Source organism: Streptomyces sp. col6 (assembly GCF_008042035.1).
Classification (GTDB): domain Bacteria; phylum Actinomycetota; class Actinomycetes; order Streptomycetales; family Streptomycetaceae; genus Streptomyces.
This window is the reverse complement of record NZ_RDBL01000002.1, coordinates 579432-599053: the sequence shown is the minus strand read 5'-3', so window position 1 is coordinate 599053 and position 19622 is coordinate 579432. Positions and strand designations below refer to the sequence as shown.

General features: G+C 69.2%; 19 protein-coding genes. 2 read left to right on the top strand and 17 right to left on the bottom strand.

Translation table 11 applies throughout. The features are described 5' to 3' along the window. Positions 1–89 precede the first annotated feature (89 nt). Positions 90–1154: an ATP-dependent DNA ligase gene (locus tag EAO73_RS02775; RefSeq protein ID WP_147969841.1), complete on the top strand. Its 1065-nt coding sequence runs from the start codon at positions 90–92 to the stop codon at positions 1152–1154. Positions 1155–1186: 32 nt separating this feature from the next. Here EAO73_RS02775 and EAO73_RS02770 read toward each other — a convergent pair whose 3' ends face one another. From EAO73_RS02770 to EAO73_RS02705, 14 genes are all read right to left on the bottom strand, one after another. Continuing rightward, positions 1187–2308, bottom strand: a complete 1122-nt coding sequence (locus tag EAO73_RS02770) for a lytic transglycosylase domain-containing protein (RefSeq protein ID WP_147969840.1) — start codon at positions 2306–2308, stop codon at positions 1187–1189. Positions 2309–2342: 34 nt separating this feature from the next. Continuing rightward, positions 2343–3083 carry a nuclear transport factor 2 family protein gene (locus tag EAO73_RS02765; protein ID WP_147969839.1) on the bottom strand — a complete coding sequence of 247 codons (741 nt, stop codon included), beginning with the start codon at positions 3081–3083 and terminating at the stop codon, positions 2343–2345. Between the two features lie 33 nt (positions 3084–3116). Next, positions 3117–3647, bottom strand: coding sequence for a nuclear transport factor 2 family protein (locus EAO73_RS02760; RefSeq protein WP_224756152.1), 531 nt, complete (start codon positions 3645–3647; stop codon positions 3117–3119). A 76-nt stretch (positions 3648–3723) separates the two neighbouring features. Further along, positions 3724–4332: a hypothetical protein gene (locus EAO73_RS02755; protein WP_147969838.1), complete on the bottom strand. Its 609-nt coding sequence runs from the start codon at positions 4330–4332 to the stop codon at positions 3724–3726. Beyond that, on the bottom strand, positions 4329–4850 hold the full coding sequence (locus EAO73_RS02750; RefSeq protein WP_147969837.1) for a hypothetical protein: 522 nt from the start codon (positions 4848–4850) through the stop codon (positions 4329–4331). The genes EAO73_RS02755 and EAO73_RS02750 overlap by 4 nt, the downstream gene beginning before the upstream one ends. Further along, positions 4847–6106, bottom strand: coding sequence for an MCE family protein (locus EAO73_RS02745; protein ID WP_147969836.1), 1260 nt, complete (start codon positions 6104–6106; stop codon positions 4847–4849). The genes EAO73_RS02750 and EAO73_RS02745 overlap by 4 nt, the downstream gene beginning before the upstream one ends. Then, on the bottom strand, positions 6106–7278 hold the full coding sequence (locus EAO73_RS02740; protein WP_147969835.1) for an MCE family protein: 1173 nt from the start codon (positions 7276–7278) through the stop codon (positions 6106–6108). The genes EAO73_RS02745 and EAO73_RS02740 overlap by 1 nt, the downstream gene beginning before the upstream one ends. Next, the gene (locus EAO73_RS02735) at positions 7275–8414 is read right to left on the bottom strand and encodes an MCE family protein (RefSeq protein ID WP_147969834.1); all 1140 of its coding nucleotides are present in this window, start codon (positions 8412–8414) and stop codon (positions 7275–7277) included. Before EAO73_RS02735 ends, EAO73_RS02740 begins: the two co-directional genes overlap by 4 nt. A 1-nt stretch (position 8415) precedes the next feature. Then, the gene (locus EAO73_RS02730) at positions 8416–9432 is read right to left on the bottom strand and encodes an MCE family protein (protein WP_147969833.1); all 1017 of its coding nucleotides are present in this window, start codon (positions 9430–9432) and stop codon (positions 8416–8418) included. Then, the gene (locus tag EAO73_RS02725; RefSeq protein WP_147969832.1) at positions 9429–10460 is read right to left on the bottom strand and encodes an MCE family protein; all 1032 of its coding nucleotides are present in this window, start codon (positions 10458–10460) and stop codon (positions 9429–9431) included. Before EAO73_RS02725 ends, EAO73_RS02730 begins: the two co-directional genes overlap by 4 nt. Continuing rightward, positions 10457–11767 (bottom strand): MCE family protein, encoded by a 1311-nt coding sequence (locus EAO73_RS02720; protein ID WP_147969831.1) that lies wholly within the window; start codon positions 11765–11767, stop codon positions 10457–10459. Before EAO73_RS02720 ends, EAO73_RS02725 begins: the two co-directional genes overlap by 4 nt. Further along, positions 11767–12570 carry an MlaE family ABC transporter permease gene (locus EAO73_RS02715; RefSeq protein ID WP_147969830.1) on the bottom strand — a complete coding sequence of 268 codons (804 nt, stop codon included), beginning with the start codon at positions 12568–12570 and terminating at the stop codon, positions 11767–11769. The genes EAO73_RS02720 and EAO73_RS02715 overlap by 1 nt, the downstream gene beginning before the upstream one ends. Positions 12571–12573: 3 nt before the next feature. Then, a complete protein-coding gene (locus tag EAO73_RS02710) occupies positions 12574–13434 on the bottom strand; it encodes an MlaE family ABC transporter permease (RefSeq protein ID WP_147969829.1) in 861 nt (286 codons plus the stop codon). Continuing rightward, positions 13431–14426 (bottom strand): ABC transporter ATP-binding protein, encoded by a 996-nt coding sequence (locus EAO73_RS02705; RefSeq protein WP_147969828.1) that lies wholly within the window; start codon positions 14424–14426, stop codon positions 13431–13433. The genes EAO73_RS02710 and EAO73_RS02705 overlap by 4 nt, the downstream gene beginning before the upstream one ends. A 771-nt stretch (positions 14427–15197) precedes the next feature. Between EAO73_RS02705 and EAO73_RS02700 the strand changes: the two genes are divergently transcribed. Then, positions 15198–16130 carry a hypothetical protein gene (locus EAO73_RS02700; protein ID WP_191133907.1) on the top strand — a complete coding sequence of 311 codons (933 nt, stop codon included), beginning with the start codon at positions 15198–15200 and terminating at the stop codon, positions 16128–16130. Between the two features lie 73 nt (positions 16131–16203). On the opposite strand, the gene EAO73_RS02695 is transcribed toward EAO73_RS02700, so the two are convergent. From EAO73_RS02695 to EAO73_RS36310, 3 genes are all read right to left on the bottom strand, one after another. After that, complete coding sequence (locus EAO73_RS02695) at positions 16204–17673, bottom strand: DUF6801 domain-containing protein (protein WP_224756151.1); 1470 nt, start codon at positions 17671–17673, stop codon at positions 16204–16206. A 115-nt stretch (positions 17674–17788) separates the two neighbouring features. Further along, positions 17789–18409 carry a hypothetical protein gene (locus tag EAO73_RS36315; protein WP_224756150.1) on the bottom strand — a complete coding sequence of 207 codons (621 nt, stop codon included), beginning with the start codon at positions 18407–18409 and terminating at the stop codon, positions 17789–17791. Positions 18410–18521: 112 nt separating this feature from the next. Next, positions 18522–19139, bottom strand: a complete 618-nt coding sequence (locus EAO73_RS36310) for a hypothetical protein (protein WP_224756149.1) — start codon at positions 19137–19139, stop codon at positions 18522–18524. Positions 19140–19622: the final 483 nt, after the last annotated feature.

Here is a 19622-nt window from a genome sequence, read left to right as displayed (position 1 = left end):
CCGCTGCTGCCATGTCGGCCACGGTAGGCCGGGCACACATATGCCGCATATCGGGAGACTCCGGTCGCCGTACGGTTCACAATCGGTTCATGGATCTGCCGGTGATGCCGCCCGTGAAGCCGATGCTCGCCAAGTCCGTGAAGCGCATTCCGCCGGGCATGCAGTACGAGGGCAAGTGGGACGGCTTCCGGGCGATCGTGCACCGGGACGGTGACGAGGTGGTGATCGGCAGCCGGACCGGCAAGCCGCTCACCCGGTACTTTCCCGAACTGGTCACCGCCTTCCGGGAGAACCTGCCGGAGCGCTGCGTGGTGGACGGCGAGATCGTCGTCGCGCACGACGGGCGGCTGGACTTCGACCGGCTCGGCGAGCGCATCCATCCCGCCGACTCCCGGGTGCGGCTGCTGGCCGAGCAGACGCCGGCCGCGCTGATCGCCTTCGATCTCCTGGCGCTGGGCGACGACTCGCTCCTGGACACCCCGCAGGCGGACCGGCGCAGGGTCCTGGAGGCGGCGCTCGCCGGGGCATCGGCGCCGGTGTACCTGGCCCCGTCGACGACCGATCCGGCCCGCGCCCAGGAGTGGTTCGAGCAGTACGAGGGCGCGGGTCTCGACGGGGTCGTGGCGAAGCCGCTCGACGCTCCGTACCGGCCGGACGTCCGGTCCATGTACAAGATCAAGCACGAGCGGACCGCCGACTGCGTGGTCGCCGGCTACCGCCTCCACAAGAGCGGCCCGGTCGTCGGCTCGCTGCTGCTCGGACTGTACGACGACAGCGGCGCGCTCCAGCACGTCGGGGTGTGCGCGGCCTTCCCGATGAAGCGCCGCGCCGAACTCGTCACCGAGCTGGAGCCCCTGCTGACCGGTGCCGAGGACCATCCGTGGCGCGCCTGGGCCGAGGCCGAGGCGCACGAGGGCGCCCGGCTGCCCGGCGCCCCGAGCCGCTGGTCCGGCAAGAAGGACATGTCCTGGGTGCCGCTGCGGCCGGAGCGGGTCTGCGAGGTGGCGTACGACCACATGGAGGGCGACCGGTTCCGGCACACGGCCCAGTGGCGGCGCTGGCGGCCGGACCGTACGCCGGACAGCTGCACGTACGCGCAGCTGGAGGAGGTCGTGCGCTACGACCTCGCCCAGGTGCTGGCGGGCGGCGGCTGAGCCCTTCGGAACACCCGGCCGCCGCCCGGGTCTCAGTCCGCCGTGGGCGGCAGCGTGGGGCTGGTGCAGGGCTCGTCGGTGTCCGTGGGGTCGGGCGAGGGCGAGCCGCTGGGGTCGGTGGTCTCAGTCGGGTCGGGCGTTGGGCCGGCCGTCGTGCAGCCCGGGTCCGGCTTCGTCGTGGTCGGGCTCGGGTCCGGCTCCAAGGGCGGCGGCGGCATCGAGGTCGGCCCGCAGCCCAGCACCAGCACCCGCCCCACCCCACCCGGCACCCACGGCCCGGACCCGAGCACCACCCCGGACCCGCCGACCGGGTGCTTGGGCTTGGCCGGGCTGCCGGCACCGGGGCTCTTCGCGATCGGGCCTGTGCCGTCGGCCACCGGGTGGATGCCCCTGCGGTAGAACTCCAGCCAGGACAGCACCGTGCGCAGATACGCTTCTGAGTGGTTGTAGCTGAGGATCGCCCGGTTCATGTCGGAGGGGATCGACAGGTCGCGCGTCCCGGCGCACAGATAGGCGCCTGCGGCCAGCGCCGCGTCGTACACGTTGTTCGGGTCGCGGCGTCCGTCGCCGTTGCCGTCCCGGCCCCAGTGTGCCCAGGTCGAGGGGATGAACTGCATCGGGCCCACCGCCCGGTCGTACGTCGCGTCCCCGTCGAACGCGCCGGAGTCAGTGTCCGCGATGTTGGCGAAGCCCGCGCCGTTGAGGACCGGGCCGAGGATCGGCGAGCGGGTCGTGCCCTGCTGATCGACCCGGCCGCCGGCCGCGTGCCCGGACTCGACCTTGCCGATCGCCGCCAGTAACTGCCAGGGCAGCTGGCAGCCGGGATCGCTGTGCCCCATCGTGCTCTCGGCCCTGCGGTAGGCGGCGAGCACAGTGGCAGGAATACCCGCCTCGGCCCACGACTGCTTGGCCGCCGGGCTCTGCTTCTCGCCCTTCCTGGGCGGCTTCGGGCTTTTCAGCGGCGGGAGTTCGGTGTGGTACGAGTCGTCGTTCGGGACCTCGGACCAGGTGACGTCGTCGGCCTCCTGCCGATGCTTCGGGGTCTCCTTGTGGGCGACGAGCTGGGGTGCCTGGGACGCCGTGAGCGCGGCCATCGCGGCGACGGCTGCCGCCGTGCCGCCCAGTCCGCGGCGCATGGTGCCGTTGAACCTCATGCGTGCTCTCCTTGGTGGGGTCGCCTCCGGCAGGTCACCGGGTGAACGTGTCGATCGCGGAGATCCGCCAGCTGCCGCCCTCGCGGACGGCGTCCACGCTGAACATGGCCGCGGCGTAGGTGGTCTCCTCGGACTTGCCGGTACGGGTGTTGCGCTGGTCGGCGTAGATCAGCAGCCGGGCCCGGTCGCCGTCGAGCATCTCCACGCCGCTGTCGGTGACGGTCGTGGTGAGCACGAGCTTCTGCTTCGGTGCCTGCGCCCGGACCTCGGCGAGCATGTCCTCGTGCTGCTGGACCGCCTTGCCGGTGAGGTACTTCGTCACCGCCGTCTGCGCCTTGGTGGGCGACGCGTAGTCGTACGAGAAGACCGCGCCGACGGCCTCGGTGATCTGACCCTTGACCTCGCTGGTGCGGCTGATGTCGGTGAGGGCGGTGTTCTGCCGGCTGGGGTCGTCGCGCAGGCTCGCCGCCGAGGTGAACGCCCAGGCGGCGAAGGCGCCGAGGAGCACGATGACGACACAGAGGACGACGGGCAGGCTCGGGCGCCGCAGACGCCGGGCGGTGGCCTTCTCCGCCTCCGGCGCGCTCCCCTCGTGCTCCGCTTCCGGCTCTTCCTCGTGCTCGGTGATGTCCTCGGCCGCGTCCTTCGCGGTGCCGGCGGGTTTCTCCGGATCGGGTCCGCTCCCGGTGCGGGCGCGGGCCGGGGCGGTGGTGGTCGCGGCGGCGACGGTGGCCAGGCGGCGCCGGCGGTTGACCAGGTGACGGGTCGTCGACATGTCCGGGTTCCTCTCGGTGCGGGGGCGGGGGTGTCAGCCGGCGGTGTTGCCGACGGGCGCCTGGCCGAGGGCGCTGAGCTTCCACCCGTCGGGGGTGCGGGTGAGCTGGCCGAGCATCCGGCTCTCCTTCACCGCGGGCTTGCCCTTGGGCGCGGTCACGGTCACCCGCAGCGCCACCATGACCCCGGCCTTCCCGGCCCGGTCGTCGAGCTCGGTGACCGCGCCGGCCAGCACCTTGGCGGTGCTGACGGTCTTCGCCTCCTGGATCTGCTTCACGAACCCGCTCCGGCCTTCGACGAGTTGCTGGTGCAAGTCCCCGGTGGTGGAGTCCTCCCAGGTGTCGAGGCCCTGGTCGAGCTGTGCGTGGTCGAGCGTGTTCATGTTCTGCACGGCCTGTTCGCCCGCGGCCAGCACGTCGTCGCGGGTCTGGGCGTACGCGGCCGAGCTGTCGTGTGCCTCCTGGTACCGGGACACCCCGCCCCAGCCCGCGGCGCCGGCCGCCGCGACCGTCAGCACGATCGCCGCCGTCACCAGCGGATTCCTCGTCATCGCTACCCGTGCCATCGCTGCCTCTCCCTGCCGGCGGTCCCGCCGTGCTGTGCTGTCCGTGCTCGGTGGTGCGGTGGTGCCCGTCGGCGCGCTACCGGGAGGTGATCTCCACGATCGTCCAGTGCCCCTCACGCAGTTGGGCCGTGACGGAGAGCTGCGCCGCCGCCTTGCTCGCGGCCTTGCCCTTGCGCTCGTAGACCTGGTCGAGGAAGACGAGCAGATGGGCGCTGTCGGGCGTCAGCCGGGTGACCCCGGCGCGCACGACATGGGTGGTGAGGGTGAGCTTCTGGTCGGCCGACTGCTTCTCGACCTGGCCGAACAGTGCCGCGTACTGCTGGAGCGCCTTGCCCGCGAGGAGCTTCTGCGCGGACGCCTTGGTGGCGGCGGTGCCGTCGGGGCTGTACGAGAACACCTTGCCGAGGGCGTTGGTGACCTCGCCGGCCACCTGGGCGGTCGCCGCGCTGTCGGTGAGCGCCCGGTTGGAGGTGGCGGGCGTGTCCCGCAGCTGCCGGCCCGCCGCGTACATGACGGCCCCGGCGGCGAGCAGCGCGACGACGAGCACCCCGGCGAGCACGCGCGGCCAACGCCGGACGGGGCGCGAGCCGTTGTCGTCCGCGGGCTCGGGCGCCTCCGGTGCGGCCTCCGGCTCCTCGCCGGCCGCCGTCGCGGTGTCTTCGTTGTCCTCGACATCCGTGGTCATGCGCCGCTCCCTATGCCGAGCGCCGTGAGCGCCTTGATCTTCCAGCCGTCCCCGGTCCGGGCGAGCGTGGCCTCGAAGCGTTTGCGCTCGGTGCCGGCCTTGCCGGTGCGCGGGGTGACCTCGACGTCGACGGTCGCGATCATCAGCGCGGTGCCGGTGCGGTCGTCGAGTTCGGTGAGCGCGGCGTCGGTGACCTTGCCGCGCGCGGTGGCGCCGGCCTGCTTGAGGTCGGCTGCGTCCTTCTTGCGGGTGCGCTTCAGCTGGTCGTACAGGGGCCCGGTGGCGGAGTCGAGCCAGCCGGAGAGACCGGCGTCCACGCTCGTCGCGTCCTTGCCGTCCAGGCTGTTGAGCCGGGCCAGCGCCTGCCGGCCGTCCGCGAGGGCGGCGTCGCGGCTCTTGGAGTAGGACAGGTCGTCGTCGCCGCGCACCTGGGCGTACGACCAGCCGCCCAGGGCGCAGACGAGCGCCGCGATCAGCAGGACGGCCCAGCCGCCGAGCGTGCGGTTACGGGGGTTCACTCGCCGTCCTCCTGTCCCAGGCCGAGCAGCCCGGCCATGCCGCGCACCGGTGCCGCGTCGGACCTGGCGCCGAGCACTCCGGGCAGCGGGTCGTCGTCGGTGTCCCCGAGGTGCAGCGCGCCGGCCTTCGCCGGTTCGGGGAGCGGGCCGCCCTTGGGGGCATTGGCGCTGCCCCGGACGTCGATGCCGGTGCCGGGCGAGGCGGCGCAGCGGGCCTTGGTGTTGGGCTGGGGGGCGGGCGAGAGGTCAAGGCCGTTGCGGTAGGTCGTGCCCTCGTAGCCGGCGGTGCAGGGCAGCGGCTCGAAGAAGGTGATCGACATGCCGAAGCGTGCGCCGTCCTCGTCGACCGCGCTGGACCCTGCCGCCGCGACGGCAGGGAGCTTCACGAGCAGTTCCTCCAGGCCGCGCTGGCGGGTGACGGCGACGTCGGAGGTGGTGAGGAGGTTGGCGACGACGACGCCGAAGCTGGGTTCGACGTCCCGGAGCAGTCCGCTGATCTGGCTGGTCGCGTCGGGGGCGGCGGCGATCAACTTGCGCAGGTCGGTGTCGGAGCCCTTGAGCTGGGCGGCCAGTTCCTTGGCACCGGAGGCGAACCCCTTGAGCGCTTCGCCCTGTTCGACCTGGGTACGGAGGACCGTCTTGCCGTCCTCCATCAGCTTGGTGGTGACGGGCAGGGCGTCGTCGGCCGCGTCGACGAACTCGCTGCCGGTGTCCAGGAGGACCTGGAGGTCGTCGCCGCGCCCGCTGAAGGCGGTGCCGAACTCGTCGACGACGGTGCGCAGCGACTCCAGGTCGACCGAGGAGGTGAGGTCGTTGACGCTGGTGAGCACGTCGGTCACGGGCGCCGGGACGGTGGTCTCGGCCTCGTCGATGACCGAGCCGTTCGCGAGGTAGGGGCCCTCGGTACGGGCCGGCCGCAGGTCGACGTACTGCTCGCCGACGGCGGAGAGGTTGGCCACCACGGCCTTGAGGTCGTCGGGGATGCGGGGTGCGGACTTGTCGATCCGCAGCTCGGCCTCGACGCCGTCGTCGGTGAGTTCGATGGGTCCGACCCGGCCGACCGAGACGCCCCTGTAGGTAACGTTGGAGTGGGTGAAGAGGCCGCCGGTGCGCGGGAGTTGCATCGTGACGGTGTAGTAGTCGCGCATGCCGATGTAGTGGCCGAGGTCGGCGTAGCGGACGCCGAGGAAGCCGAGGACCAGCACGGCGATGATCAGGAAGGCGATGTTCTTGAGCCGGATGGCGAGGGTGATCATCAGTTGCTCCCCTTCGAGTCCGTGGGCCGGCTCGTCGTGGGCGCCGAGGTCGCGGGAAGGGGCAGCGGCAGTCCGGCACCGGCGACCGCCTTGCCCTGCGCGGGCGTCCCGGTCTCCGGGTCGGGGTTGTAGGCGGGAATGATCTGGGTGCCGGGTTCGGCCGTCAGGTCGAGGTACACGTTGAGGTAGTCGCCCTTCACGCCGCGCAGCACCTCGTCCGTGAACGGGTAGGTGAGGAGCACCTGGAGGGAGTCGGGCAGGTCGTTGCCGGAGTCGGCCAGGGCCCGCAGGGTGGGGGCGATGGCCTTGAGGTCGGCGATGGTGTCCGCCTTGCTCTTGTTGATGGTGGTGACGGCGACGTCCGAGAGGGTGTCCAGGGACCGCAGCATCGTCATGAGCGAGCCGCGTTGCTTCTCCAGGACCTTCATGCCGGGGCTGAGCTTGGTGAGGACGGTGCCGACCTGCTGCTTGCGTCCGGCGAGCGTGCTGGAGAGCCGGTTGACGCCGTCGAGGGCGGCGGTGATGTCCCCGCGGTGGTCGTCGAGGTTGGTGACGAGCTTGTCGACCCGGTGGAGCATGGACTTGACCTGGGGCTGCTGCCCGGCCAGTGCCTTGTTCAGCTCGGTGGTGATGGTCTTGAGCTGCTGGACGCCGCCGCCGTTGAGGAGCATGGACAGGGCGCCGAAGACCTCTTCGACCTCGGGGTTGCGGTTGGTACGGGTGAGCGGGATGCGGTCGCCGTCGGCGAGGGTGCCCTGTTCCTTGCCCTTGGCGGGCGGTGCGAGCTGGATGTACTTCTCGCCGAGGAGGCTGGACTGCTCCAGGTGGGCGTAGGCGTTGGCGGGCAGGTCGATCTTCCCGTTGACCTTCATGGTGACCCGGGCCCGCCAGCCGTCCGGGGCGAGCGAGATCTTGGTGACGCGGCCGACGGCGACGTCGTTGACCTTGACCGAGGACTGCGGGGCGAGGCTGAGCACGTCCCCGAAGTCCGCGGTGATCTGGTACGGGTGGTCGCCGAGGTCCGCGCCGCCGGGCAGCGGCACGTCCTCGATGCCGGAGAAGTGCGGGACTCCGCATCCGGTGACGAAGAGGGTGCAGCACAGGCCGAACGCGACCAGTACCGTCCCGCTCGTGGTCCCGAGGGCCGCGGGTCTGCGCGGTGTGCGGCTCATTGCTTCGCCCCCTTGGCGTCCTTGGCGGCCTTGGTGTCCTTGCCGGGCTTGGCGTCCTTCGGGGTGCCGTAGACCGTGCCCACGGCCGGCAACGGCAGTGCGGGGAGAGCCTGTTGCCGCTCGGCGTCCACCGGTGAGAGCCCCTGGAGGGCGAGGGTGGAGTCCAGGAGCGGGCCGCCCATGCTGAGCTCGTTGAGGTTGGTCCGGCCGTTGAGCGTGCGGTGCTCGGGGTCGTACGCGTTCAGGACGTTGCCCGCCGAGAGCGGCAGGACGTCCATCGACTCGGCCAGCGAGGCGCGCTGGTCGACGAGGGCCTGGGTGATCGGCACGAGGGCGTCCACGTTCTTCTTGAGCTCGCCCCGGTTGTCCTTGATGAAGGTCTTGACCTGGCCGAGGGCGGTGCCGAGTTCCTTGAGGGCGGCGCCGAGGTTCTTCTTGTCGTCGGCGAGGAAGCCGGTGACGGAGTTGAGCTGGTCCTCGGCTGCGCGGACATTGCCGTCGTTGTCCTTCAGCATGGTGGTGAAGGTCTGCAGGTAGGACAGCGTGTCGAAGAGGTTGCCGCTGGACTTGTCCAGGGTCTTCGTCGCCTTGCCGAACTGCTCGATGGAGTCGCCGATGTCCTTGCCGTTGCCCTTGAGGTTCTTGGCCCCGGTGTCCAGGAGGCCGGCGAACGCACCGTCGGCGTTCGCCCCGTCCGGACCGAGCGCGGTGGACAGTTCGGTGATCGACGCGTACAGCTGGTCGACCTCCACCGGGGTCGCGTTGTTCGCGGCGGGCAGCTGGGCGCCGTCCTTCATGACCGCTCCCCCGGTGTAGGCGGGGGCGAGCTGCACGTACCGGTCGGCGACCAGGCTGGGCGCGACGACGACGGCGTGCGCGTCCTGGGGGACCTGGACGCCCTTGTCGATGCGCAGGACCACCTTGACGTCCTTGCCGCGCGGTTCCACGGATTCGACGCGGCCGACGCGTACGCCGAGTATGCGCAGGTCGGACCCGGCGTAGACGCCGGTGACCTGGTCGAAGTAGGCCGTGACGGTGGTGCCTTCCTCCTCCTCCAGGGCCATCACGCCGGAGGTGGCGGCGACGGCCACGACAAGGAGGCCGGCGCCGATGCCGATGACGCGGGTGAGTCTCATCTCAGTGCCCGCCTTCCTGCTTCGGAGGCATGCAGCCGGTCGCCGGGGGCGTGTTCGCGGGCAGGTAGTTCTTCGGGACGACACCGCAGACGTAGTTGTCGAACCAGCGGCCGTTGCCCAGGGTGTTGCCGACCAGCCGGTTGTAGGAGCCCGCGAGCGCGAGGACCTGGTCGAGGCTCTTGCGGTTCTTCTTCAGGACCGTGGTGACCCGGCCGAGCGCCTTGAGCGTCGGCTTCAGCTGCTTGTTGTTGTCGGAGACGAGACCGGTGAGCTGGGTGCCCAGGTCGCGGGTGCCGGTGAGCAGCAGGTGGATGGAGTCGCGGCGCGCCTGGATCTCGCCGAGGAGCAGGTTGCCGTCCTCCAGGAGGGTTTCGAAGCCGCTCTTCTTGTTGGCGAGGGTCTTGGTGAGCTTCTTGCTGCCCTTGAGCAGGGTCGCCAGCTGCGCGTCGCGTTCGGAGACGGTCTTCGACAGCGCGGAGAGTCCCTTGGCGGCGCTCTTCACGTCGGGCGGGGAGTCCTTGAAGGTGGCGGAGATCGTCTCGAAGCTCTTGGCGAGCTGTTCGGTGTCGATCTCCCCGATGGTCTCGCCCAGTCCGTTGAACGCCTGGGTGACGTCGTACGGGGAAGTGGTGCGGGAGGCGGTGATGCGCTCGTCCGGGTCCTGCGGGGAGTCACCCAGCGGGTCGACGGCGAGGTACTTCTCGCCGAGGAGCGTCTTGATGGCGATACCGACGGTGCTGGCGTTGCCGATCCAGGCGTCCTTGACCTTGAAGGTGACCTTCACCTTGGCGCCGTCCAGAGAGACGCCGGTGACCTTGCCGACCTTGACGCCGGCGATGCGGACCTCGTCGCCCTCGCCGAGTCCGGCGGACTCGGTGAAGTCGGCGCTGTAGGTGGTGCCGCCCCCGATGAAGGGGAGCGAGTCGGCCCGGAAGGCGCCGAACCCGATGAGGGCCAGCAGGAGGAGTCCCACGATGCCGACGGCGACGGGATTGCGGTGGCGTATCGGCTTGATCATGACAGGCACCTCGGCTGGGTGATCTCGATGCCGGTCGGCGGGGTGCTGCCGTCGCTGGTCGTCACGCCGCTGACCTTGGCCTCGCAGAGATAGAGGTTGAGCCAGGAGCCGTACGAGGTGAGACGGCTGATGGCCGCCATCTTGGCCGGGGTCTTCTGCAGGAAGTTCTCGATCTTCGGGGTGTTGTCGGCCAGGTTCCCGGAGAGCCGGCCGAGTTGCTTGATGTCGTCCTTGAGGGGCTTGCGGCCGTCCTCGAAGAGGTCCGCGGTGACCGTGGTGAGCGCGCCCATCGCGGTGACGGCCTCCCCGAGGGGCTTGCGGTCGCCCGCGAAGCCGGTGACGAGGGCCTGGAGGGTGTCGACGAGGTCGTTGAAGCCGGCTTCCCGGTCGTTGACGGTCTTCAGGACCGTGTTGAGGTTCTTGATCACCTCGCCGATCACCTTGTCCTTGGCGGCGACCGTGCCGGTCAGCGAGCCGACGTGCTGGAGGATGGAGTCGACGGTGCCGCCCTCGCCCTGGAGCACCTGGACGATGGAGCCGGCCAGCTCGTTGACGTCCGGCGGCGAGAGCCCTTCGAAGAGGGGCTGGAAGCCGTTGAACAGCTGGGTGAGGTCGAGCGCCGGGGTGGTGCGCGACAGCGGGATGGTGGAGCCCGGGGTGAAGCTCTCCCCGACGGGTCCGGCGCCCTGGTCCAGGTCGATGTACCGCTGGCCGACCATGTTGAGGTACTTGATCGACGCGGTGACCGACGCCGGCAGCTTCTTGCTCTTGCGGACGCTGAAGCGGACCTCGGCGACCCGGCGGTCCGCGACCTCGATGGACTCGACCTGGCCGACCTTGACACCGGCGACGCGGACGCTGTCGCCGGCGATGAGGCCGGTCGCGTCGGTGAACCGGGCCTTGTACGAACGAGTTTCGCCCACACCGGTGTTGGCGATGGACAGGGCCAGGACCGTGGTGGCCAGGCTCGTCACCACGATGAAGACGATCGATTTCGCGAGCGGTCCCGCGACGGAGCGGCGCTTCACTTGAGCTTCACCTCCACACCGCGGAAGGCCGGACCGATGAGCACGCTGCTCCATTCGGGCAGGGCCTGCGGCCGGACTTTCAGTGAGGGAGCGACCAGTTCGTTGACGAGCCGGCTCTCCTGCGGGGAGTTGGGCATGCCGAGCGACGGATTCGCGGCCGGGACCTCCGACGGGGTGGCCGGGTCCGGGCCGAGGTCCGCCGGGGTGTTGTCGGCGGTGGTCCTGGCGTCGGCGGTCGGCACGGTCGCGCCGACGTACGGGACGGAGTAGCAGTGCGGTCCGCCGGTGGCGTTGTAGACCGGGGTGTCCTTGCCGGCGACGTACTTGCCCTTGGACGGCACGGTTTTGAGAGTGACGTGCAGTCCGGGCTGGTCGGTGCCCTTGCCGAGGGCCTTGTCCATCGCCGGTACGAAGTTGGCGACGGTGCGCAGGGTGCAGGGGTACTCCGAGGAGTACTTCGCCAGGGTCTCCAGGGTGGGCCTGCCGCTGGCGGCGAGCCGGATGAGGTTGTCCTTGTTCCGCTGGAGGAAGGCGGTGACGTCGCGGGCGGACGCGGTGGTGGAGCCGTACACGTTCGCGAGGTTCGCCTGCTGCTCGGCGAGGGTGCCGCTGGTGGTGGTGAAGTCGGTGAGGGCGTCCAGGACGTCGGGGGCGGAGTCCGCGTAGAGCCGGCTGACCTTGACGAGTTCCTTGATGTCATCGTTGAGCGTGGGGAGTTGGGGATTGAACCTCTGAAGGTGGGCGTCCAGCTTCACGAGGGTGTCGCCCAGCTTCTCGCCCCGGCCCTCAAGCGCCGTGGAGACCGCGTCGAGGGTCGCGGACAGCTTCTCCGGCTTCACCGCGGTCAGCAGCGGCAGGACGTTGTCGAGGACCTCTTCCAGCTCGATGGCGTTGCTGGAGCGGTCCTGCGGGATGACGTCGCCGGCGCCGAGGGTCTTCGTGGAGGGCACGGCGGGCGGTACGAGGGCGACGAACCGTTCCCCGAAGAGGGTGGTCGGCAGCATCTGGGCGGTGACGTCGGCCGGGATGCGGTCGAGCTTGTCCGGCTTGATCGCGAGAGTGAGCCGGGCCCCTTCGCCGTCGGCCGCGATGTTCCGGACCTGGCCGACGACGACGCCGCGCAGCTTCACGTCGGCGTTCTCGTGCATCTCGTTGCCGACGCTCGACGTGCGTACGGTGACCGTCGCGTCGTCGGTGAAGTCCTTCTCGTACACCGAGACCGAGACCCAGATGAGGACGGCGGGCACGAGGAAGAAGGCGACTCCCGCGGTTCTGCGGGTGGTGGTCCTGGTGGCGCGGGATGTCATCAGCCGGCCACCTTCACCGTCGTCGTGGCGCCCCAGATCGCGAGCGAGAGGAAGAAGTCGGTGACGCTGATCAGCACGATCGCGTTACGCACGGACCGGCCCACGGCCACCCCGACCCCGGCGGGACCGCCGGTGGCGTGGAAGCCGTAGTAGCAGTGGGCGAGGATCACCATCACGCTGAAGATCAGCACCTTGAACACCGAAAGGAGCACGTCCGCCGGGGACAGGAAGAGATTGAAGTAGTGGTCGTACGTGCCCGCCGACTGCCCGTTGAACAGGACAGTGACGTAGCGGGAGGCGACGTACGAGGAGAGCAGCCCGATCGCGTACAGCGGGATGATGGCGACGACGCCGGCGATGATGCGCGTGGTGACGAGGTAGGGCATGGAGCGCACACCCATCGATTCGAGGCCGTCGACCTCCTCGTTGATGCGCATGGCGCCGAGCTGCGCGGTGAAGCCGGCCCCGACGGTCGCGGAGAGAGCGAGTCCGGCGACGAGCGGGGCGATCTCGCGGGTGTTGAAGTACGCGGAGATGAAGCCGGTGAAGGCGGCGGTGCCGATCTGGTTGAGGGCCGCGTAACCCTGGAGGCCGACGACCGTGCCGGTGGCCAGGGTCATCACGATCATCACGCCGATGGTGCCGCCGACGACCCCTAGGCCACCGCTGCCGAAGGCGACCTCGGCCAGCAGGCGCTGGATCTCCTTGAGGTAGCGGCGCAGGGTGCGCGGTATCCAGATCAGTGCCCGTACGTAGAAGGTGAGTTGGTCACCGGATCGGTCGAGCCAGCCGAGCATTGACATGGGTCAGCTCCCCTTCGCGGGGACGATCTGCAGATAGATCGCCGTGAGGACCATGTTCACGAAGAACAGCAGCATGAAGGTGATGACGACGGACTGGTTGACCGCGTCGCCCACCCCCTTCGGGCCGCCGCGCGGGTTGAGGCCGCGGTAGGCGGCGACGATGCCGGCGATGAAGCCGAAGATCAGCGCCTTGACCTCGCTGACATAGAGGTCGGGCAGCTGGGCGAGGGCGGAGAAGCTGGAGAGGTACGCGCCCGGGGTGCCGTGCTGCAGGATCACGTTGAAGAAGTAGCCGCCGAGGGTGCCGACGACGGAGACGAGGCCGTTGAGCATGACGGCGACGAGCATCGTGGCGAGCACGCGCGGGACGACCAGGCGCTGCACGGGCGAGACACCCATGACCTCCATGGCGTCCAGCTCCTCGCGGATCTTCCGGGAGCCGAGGTCCGCGCAGATCGCGGAACCGGCGGCACCGGAGACCAGCAGGGCCACGATGATCGGACTGGCCTGCTGGATGACGGCGAGGACGCTGGCGCCACCGGTGAAGGACTGGGCGCCGAGCTGCTGGGTGAGCGAGCCGACCTGGAGGGCGATGACCGCGCCGAACGGGATGGAGACAAGGGCGGCGGGCAGGATGGTGACGCTGGCGACGAACCAGAACTGCTCGATGAACTCCCGCACCTGGAAAGGCCGGCGGAAGGTCTCCCGGGCCACGGTGCCGGCCAGCGCGAACAGCCGCCCGGTCTCGCGCAGGGGCGCGGCGAGCCTGCTGGGGCGCGGCGCCTCGGGCGCCTTCGCGGGCTCCGGGGCCCGGTCCACCGGCTCCGGTTCGTCGGGGGGCCGTACGGGCATGGGGGCGGTCACAGGCGTCCACCGCCCACGGCCGGGCTGTAGCTGTTCAGGATGGCGGTACGGGCCGCCTCCGGCAGCTCGCCCAGCATCGACATCACCCGCTCCCGGCGGCGCAGGGCGCCCTGCCGCACCGGCAGGCCCGGGGAGGGCTCCAGCTGGGGGACGACGGTGCGCGGGGCATTGGCCGAGCTGATGCCCTGGCTGTAGCCGTTGAGCTCCTCGGCGGCGAGGGTGGCGGCGTCCTTCTCCTCGGACATGCCGATGGGCCCCTCGCAGCGGCCGGCGAGGAACTGGTTCACGACGGGCAGGTCACTGGTGAGCAGCACCTCGCGCGGCCCGAAGGTGACGAGGTTGCGGCAGAACAGCATCCCCATGTTGTCGGGCACGGTGGAGGCGATGTCGAGGTTGTGGGTGACGATGAGCATCGTCGCGTCGATCTGCGCGTTGAGGTCGACGAGGAGCTGGGAGATGTACGCGGTGCGGACCGGGTCGAGGCCGGAGTCGGGTTCGTCGCAGAGGATGATCTGCGGGTCGAGGACGAGAGCCCGCGCCAGGCCGGCGCGCTTGCGCATGCCGCCGGATATCTCACCGGGGAGCTTGTTCTCCGCGCCCAGGAGGCCCACGACGTCGATCCGCTCCATGACGATGCGGCGGATCTCGGATTCCTTCTTGCGGGTGTGCTCCCGGAGCGGGAACGCGATGTTGTCGAAAAGCGACATCGAACCGAAAAGGGCGCCGTCCTGGAACATGAGACCGAAGAGCTTGCGCGCCTCCATGATGTCCCGCTCAGCGCCGTTCACCATGTCGACGCCATTGACGAGAACGCGCCCGCGTTCGGGTTTGAGCAGGCCGATGATGGATTTGAGGAACACTGTCTTTCCCGTCCCGGACGGGCCGAGCATGACACTGACCTCGCCTGCGGGAAGCGTGAGCGACACATCCTGCCAGATGTTCTGCTTGCCGAATGACTTGGTGAGCCCTTCGACCACTACTTCGATTCCCATCCCACCTCCTGCATGCGCTCACGAAGTGACAGAAATGCGCCGAGGGGCGCACGTTAAGTTCACCGGCACCGCCAGGACAAGCCCTTGAACAGCCCATTCGCAAAGATCCGGTCCGTTTGTCATCGGATGACAAATTCCGGTTCCGATCTTGTGAAGTACTGCGCACTGCCGTCCGTCGGTGCAGGCCGGAACCCCGCGGCCCAGGGAGGCCGGACACAAGTCCGGGCTCCCTGCCGACGGGTGAGCAATCTCCGGACGCGCCGGAGGAGCTGCTGACGGAGGCGACGCTACGGGTGGGTAACCTGGGCCGCAATACCAGGTCATCAACTTTTCGCGCGAGGGCGCGAAGGGGTTGATTCTTTCTCATCGACTGAGCAGAGCGGCCGGAAAAACTATCGCCGGGTGACAAGTTCAGGGGCAGGCCGGCGGCGCGCGTACGCCGCACGGCGCATCAAGAAGCACTCGGGACCGGCCCGTATGCACAAGTGACAGTCAGGATTCCGCATATCTGGCCGCCCGGAGTCGCGGCGGCGCCCGCGAGGGTCTGCGCACGAAGTGACAAGAAGACCGGATCCCGTACTCATCGCTGACGGAGATGCACATCCCGTCCATAGATTCTCATACGACGGGATTGTGTCGCGGTGTTTCTCGCCAGTAACCTCACGGCTCGGTGAATGGGATTTCGTATCGGACCCGTCCGACGCCGTCCCGCCACCCGCATTCCGCATTCCGTGCTCAATTCGCTGCGCACATCGGAAACAAGGGGAAGACATGAGAACCTCGAACCGGGTACGTGTGGGGCTGCTGGCCTCCTTCACCGCTCTCGCCGCCATCGCCTCCATCGGGTCGGCCACGGCCGCCACCCAGCTGAACGGCGACTGGGCGCCCTTCAGTCGCTGTCCGGTGGACGACCCCGCCATGCTGGCGGCGGACGGGGCTACGGACATCGCCATCTGCGTCTCCTCGCACTCGGCCAGCGGCTCCATCAAGCTGGGCAACACCGTGGTGCCGTTCGGCGCCAGCGACCTCCAGATCGGCGTGGTCAACCACCCGGGCGCCGTCTCGACCGTGGTCTCCCCGAAGGGGGGAGCACTCGTCGCGGACTCCGCGAAGGTGCCGGGCGGTCTGCTCGGCCTGATGTGCCCCAGTGACATCCCCGTGATCACGGGCATCTGCAACACGCTCTCCGACGTCAACCTGAACCGGGTGACGGCGACCATCGAGTCGGTCAACACCCCGACCGGCTTCCAGCTCCTGGCGGGCGCGACCACCGGCAAGCCGATCATCACCCTCCCGGTCCGCATCCACCTGCAGAACTCGCTCCTCGGCGACAAGTGCTACATCGGCTCCGCCTCGGACCCGATCCTGCTGAAGCCGCAGAACCTCACCCAGCCGGCCGTCACCAGCGAGAACTTCGCCGGCGACGGAACCCCGGACCCGAACGGCCCGATGAGCCGGCTCAGCCTCCAGGGCGCCACCCAGACCGACACGACGTACGCGGTCCCGGGAACCAACGGCTGCGGCCTGCTCGGCTCGTTGAACTGGGCGGTCAACTTGAAGACGGGGCTGCCCTCGGCCGCGGGCAAGAACAGCGTCACACTGAACAGCGCACAGACCGACGTGGCGGCGATGGCCGCCCCGGGTGACATCGCCCCGAACGCGGGCAAGGTCATGTCGCAGTACTGGCACTCGGCGGCGCGGTAGCCGTCCTGGCGTCCAGCGCCCGAAGGGGCCACCTCCCTCGCGGAGGTGGCCCCTTCGGGGTGCGGCGGGCGGGCTACTGCGCCCGCTCTTCGCCGGGTATTTCCGCCGGAGGGGGCGGGCAGTAGGAGTTTTCGGGATTGGTCGGAATACAGGTCGAAGCCTGATTCATGAAGACCCGGTTCCCGGGCCCCGAGATCGAAGCGGTGAACAGCGGATTCAGGTCTTCGCCGCCCGTCCCACAGCCGGTGAAGGGCGGGATGGTGACCTCGCCGTCCAGGCGGCCGCCCACTCCTACGTTCACATACGCCGCACCGCCGTTGAGTACCACCTTGAACGGCTTCGACGTCCTGCAGTTGCTGCCCACGTCCAAGGGCGTGCCGTTGATCTCGACATCGTGGAGGCGCAGGGACTGATGGAAGTAGGCCGTGGAGAACGCTTCGGTGCCCACGTTGCCCGTCGAGATGGTGATGGGGCTGTTCTCGAACGACACCTTCGCCGTCACCGGCTGAAAGCCGAAGGCGAGAAAGGTGGAATCGGCATCCGGGAGTTCAAGGTTCGCGAGGTTGTCGATCCGGATGTAATACCCGCCCGCCGCGTCGGGCGGTCGGCTGGTCACGTGCGTCAATGTCTTCACACTGACGAGTGCGGGATGATCGGCCGGGTCATTGATGATCATTGCCCCGTCCATCTTGAACACGTTGGCCAGACCTGCCGCGTTGGCACAGCTGGCTTGCGGGTTGGGGTTCTCAAAGGTCGACACGGGGTCACCCGGCGGGGGCTGCGGTGCCTCGCTCGCGTCCACCTCTCCCACCGGCGGTTCGACAGGACAGTAGTCGGGGTCCTCGTCGCCCTCGGCTGTCGCCGGCTCCACGGCGATGTCCTTGTCCGTCGCCCGCCCGGAGCCGCCCTTCGGAGTCGTGGGCGTTTCGGAGGTGCCCGACGGGTCGGTGCCGGCGCCGTCGGTCACACGCGTGGTCGCGAGATGTCCGTTCTCACCCTCCTTCAACCGGCACATGACCGTGGTCAGAGGCGGCGCGGTCTTCTCGGGCTCGGCCGTGGCGGCCCGCAGCTCGATCGTCAGCTCCTTGACGGAGAAATCGACATCACCTGCGGACCCCAGTGTCACGTAGGGGACGTCCCCGGAGTGGACGAGCGCCACGTCACCGTCGGCGGGAAGGGGGGTGCTCGGCGCGTGCAGCTCCCAAGAGGCTTCTGCCGAGTCGCCGTTCTGGGCGACCTCCACCTTGAGCGCCGCCCGGCTCACGAACGCCTCGGTGCCTTCCGGCAGCAGTTCCGCGAGATCCGCCCGCGAGAGGGTGACGGTGAGCGTCACGGGCCCCGGTTGTACCGGGCGGCCGACCTCGCCGGTCGCCGGCACGTCCACCGCAACGCCGACCCCTGCCGTCACGGTGCCCGTGTCGCTGTCCTCGGCCCCACAGGCTGCGGCGAACCCGGCCGGTCCGGTGGTCTCGTCAGCGGCCGAACCTCCGCCGGACAACAGACCAGCGAGCAGGGCGAGCCCGGCGACGGAGGCGACTCTCACGGAACGCCCCGCACGGGGTACGGGTATCTGAGTGTGCATATCGGGCCTGTCCTCCACGGGGTGCGTCGGTTGTACAACTGCGGTGGCGCGGTCGACCGTGCCTGTGCATTGCGCCCTACAGCGCCCTGATCACCGGCGCCTTGCCGGTCGAGGCCATGGCCATGCGCAACGATGCCCTGAGCTCGACGACATCGCCGTTGTTGACGAGGCCCAGGCAGTTCGCGTTGGAGGCGAGCAGGTCACCGGACGTGTCACCGATGACGAGCCTGCCCGTGTCGTTCTCGTAGTGCCCGTGGAGCGTGCCCTTGAAATCAATGGTGCAGCCGAATCCATACCAGTTGGCTGCGACGTTCTTGATGCTGACGTCCACCCAGTTCGCATGGGCAGGGTTCTGCCCGACGAGGCTGATGGCCCACGGCGACGCGCTCTTCGTCACGATGTACTCGATGCCACCGACCGAGCAGTCATGGATGGTGATGGCGTCGATCGTACCGATCCCACCGCCGGTCGTACCGGTCGCTTCGAGCTTCCCAGCAGTCACGTCAAAGGAGCCGCACGCCACGATCATGCTCGGGAAATTGAACGTGGAAGGGACGGCATGGACAGCGGTGTACGCCCCTGCCGGCGTCACACTCCACGAGCCCGTCGCACCGGCCGAGGCCGAGGACACCGCCGTCCCGAGGGCTGTGATGAGGGTGGCGGCCACGACGGTGAATCGTCGTGCGGGGAAGTTCACGAACTCACATCCTCTAGGTCGTGGCGCCGTCTCGGCGGCACCCCCAACGAGAAGGCCGGGCCGGCCGCGAAGACGCTCCGCGGCCGACCCGTACCCGTGTGGTGCTGGGGCCTTACGGCGTCGTGATCTTCGGCGAGGTGCCCGTCGAGGTCACCTTGACGAGGTACGAGGCCTTGAAGGAGGCCACGTCGCCGTTGTTGATCAGGCCGAGGCAGTTGGCGTTGGACGCCTTCAGCTCCGTGCCCGAGCCGTCGATGACCAGCCTGCCGGTGCTGTTGTCGTAGTACCCGTACGCCTTGCCCTTGAAGTCGGCGGCACAGCCGAAGCCGCTGATGTGGGCCGAGATACCGGTGACGTTGCCCTTGACCCGGTTGGCGTTCGCGGGGTCCACCCCGGTGACGTTGATCGTCCACGGCGTCGCGGTCATGGAGACGGTGAAGCTGATGCCGCCGACCGAGCAGCTGGTGAAGCCGATCGTGCCGATGGTGGCCATGTTGGCCCCCGTGGCGCTGGTCGCGGCGACGTTGCCCGCGGTCACGCTGGAGGAGGCACACGTCAGGGTCGCGGCGGGGACGGTCAGCGTGGGGCTGGTCGCGCTGGCGGTGTACGCGCCGTTCGGGGTCGCCGACCACGAGGCCGTGGCGCCGGCGGACGCCGAAGTGGCGGCCATCCCGAGGGCGGCACTGGCGGCGGTGGCGATGATGGCGGCTCTACGTGCAAGGGTGTTCACGGAATCCGGTTCCCTTCGAGGGTGTGTGACCTACACCGGGGGGCCACTTCCGGCCGGGTAAGCGGCGCTCCCGGAGTGGGGGTCACGAGACAGGAATGTGGCAGTCCGACCTGACGGACTGCGCGACCTCTTGCGTTCGGCGATGACGCTACGGGCGAGTAATGTCGCTCCGCAACACGCTGGAACAAAGAATCTCTACACTCGTCATCCCCTCTCAGAAATTGTTTGCGGGGCGAGTACGGCACGCCGATTTTTTATCGAAAAGTGAGCAGTTCTTCCGGCGCCGATCCGGCCGGCCTGCTCATCCGGTGACGGCATGATCCCCGCCGCCTCTCAACGCCCCACGTCACAGCCCTGCTTCACGGTCCTCCCCGCCGCGACCCTGACGTGTGCCTCCTCCAGCGTGACCGCGGGCAACGTCGCCGCGACCAGCGCCACGGGGGCCAACATGGCCACCATCGGCACGATCGGCTTCACCAGCTG

What these genes read in the sequence shown, in the direction of transcription:
- EAO73_RS02775 (WP_147969841.1), top strand. Translation starts at nt 90, where the DNA reads ATGGATCTGCCGGTGATGCCGCCCGTGAAGCCGATGCTCGCCAAGTCC.
- EAO73_RS02770 (WP_147969840.1), bottom strand. Translation starts at nt 2,308, where the DNA reads ATGAGGTTCAACGGCACCATGCGCCGCGGACTGGGCGGCACGGCGGCA.
- EAO73_RS02765 (WP_147969839.1), bottom strand. Translation starts at nt 3,083, where the DNA reads ATGTCGACGACCCGTCACCTGGTCAACCGCCGGCGCCGCCTGGCCACC.
- EAO73_RS02760 (WP_224756152.1), bottom strand. Translation starts at nt 3,647, where the DNA reads ATGGCACGGGTAGCGATGACGAGGAATCCGCTGGTGACGGCGGCGATC.
- EAO73_RS02755 (WP_147969838.1), bottom strand. Translation starts at nt 4,332, where the DNA reads ATGACCACGGATGTCGAGGACAACGAAGACACCGCGACGGCGGCCGGC.
- EAO73_RS02745 (WP_147969836.1), bottom strand. Translation starts at nt 6,106, where the DNA reads ATGATCACCCTCGCCATCCGGCTCAAGAACATCGCCTTCCTGATCATC.
- EAO73_RS02740 (WP_147969835.1), bottom strand. Translation starts at nt 7,278, where the DNA reads ATGAGCCGCACACCGCGCAGACCCGCGGCCCTCGGGACCACGAGCGGG.
- EAO73_RS02735 (WP_147969834.1), bottom strand. Translation starts at nt 8,414, where the DNA reads ATGAGACTCACCCGCGTCATCGGCATCGGCGCCGGCCTCCTTGTCGTG.
- EAO73_RS02730 (WP_147969833.1), bottom strand. Translation starts at nt 9,432, where the DNA reads ATGATCAAGCCGATACGCCACCGCAATCCCGTCGCCGTCGGCATCGTG.
- EAO73_RS02720 (WP_147969831.1), bottom strand. Translation starts at nt 11,767, where the DNA reads ATGACATCCCGCGCCACCAGGACCACCACCCGCAGAACCGCGGGAGTC.
- EAO73_RS02715 (WP_147969830.1), bottom strand. Translation starts at nt 12,570, where the DNA reads ATGTCAATGCTCGGCTGGCTCGACCGATCCGGTGACCAACTCACCTTC.
- EAO73_RS02705 (WP_147969828.1), bottom strand. Translation starts at nt 14,426, where the DNA reads ATGGGAATCGAAGTAGTGGTCGAAGGGCTCACCAAGTCATTCGGCAAG.
- EAO73_RS02700 (WP_191133907.1), top strand. Translation starts at nt 15,198, where the DNA reads ATGAGAACCTCGAACCGGGTACGTGTGGGGCTGCTGGCCTCCTTCACC.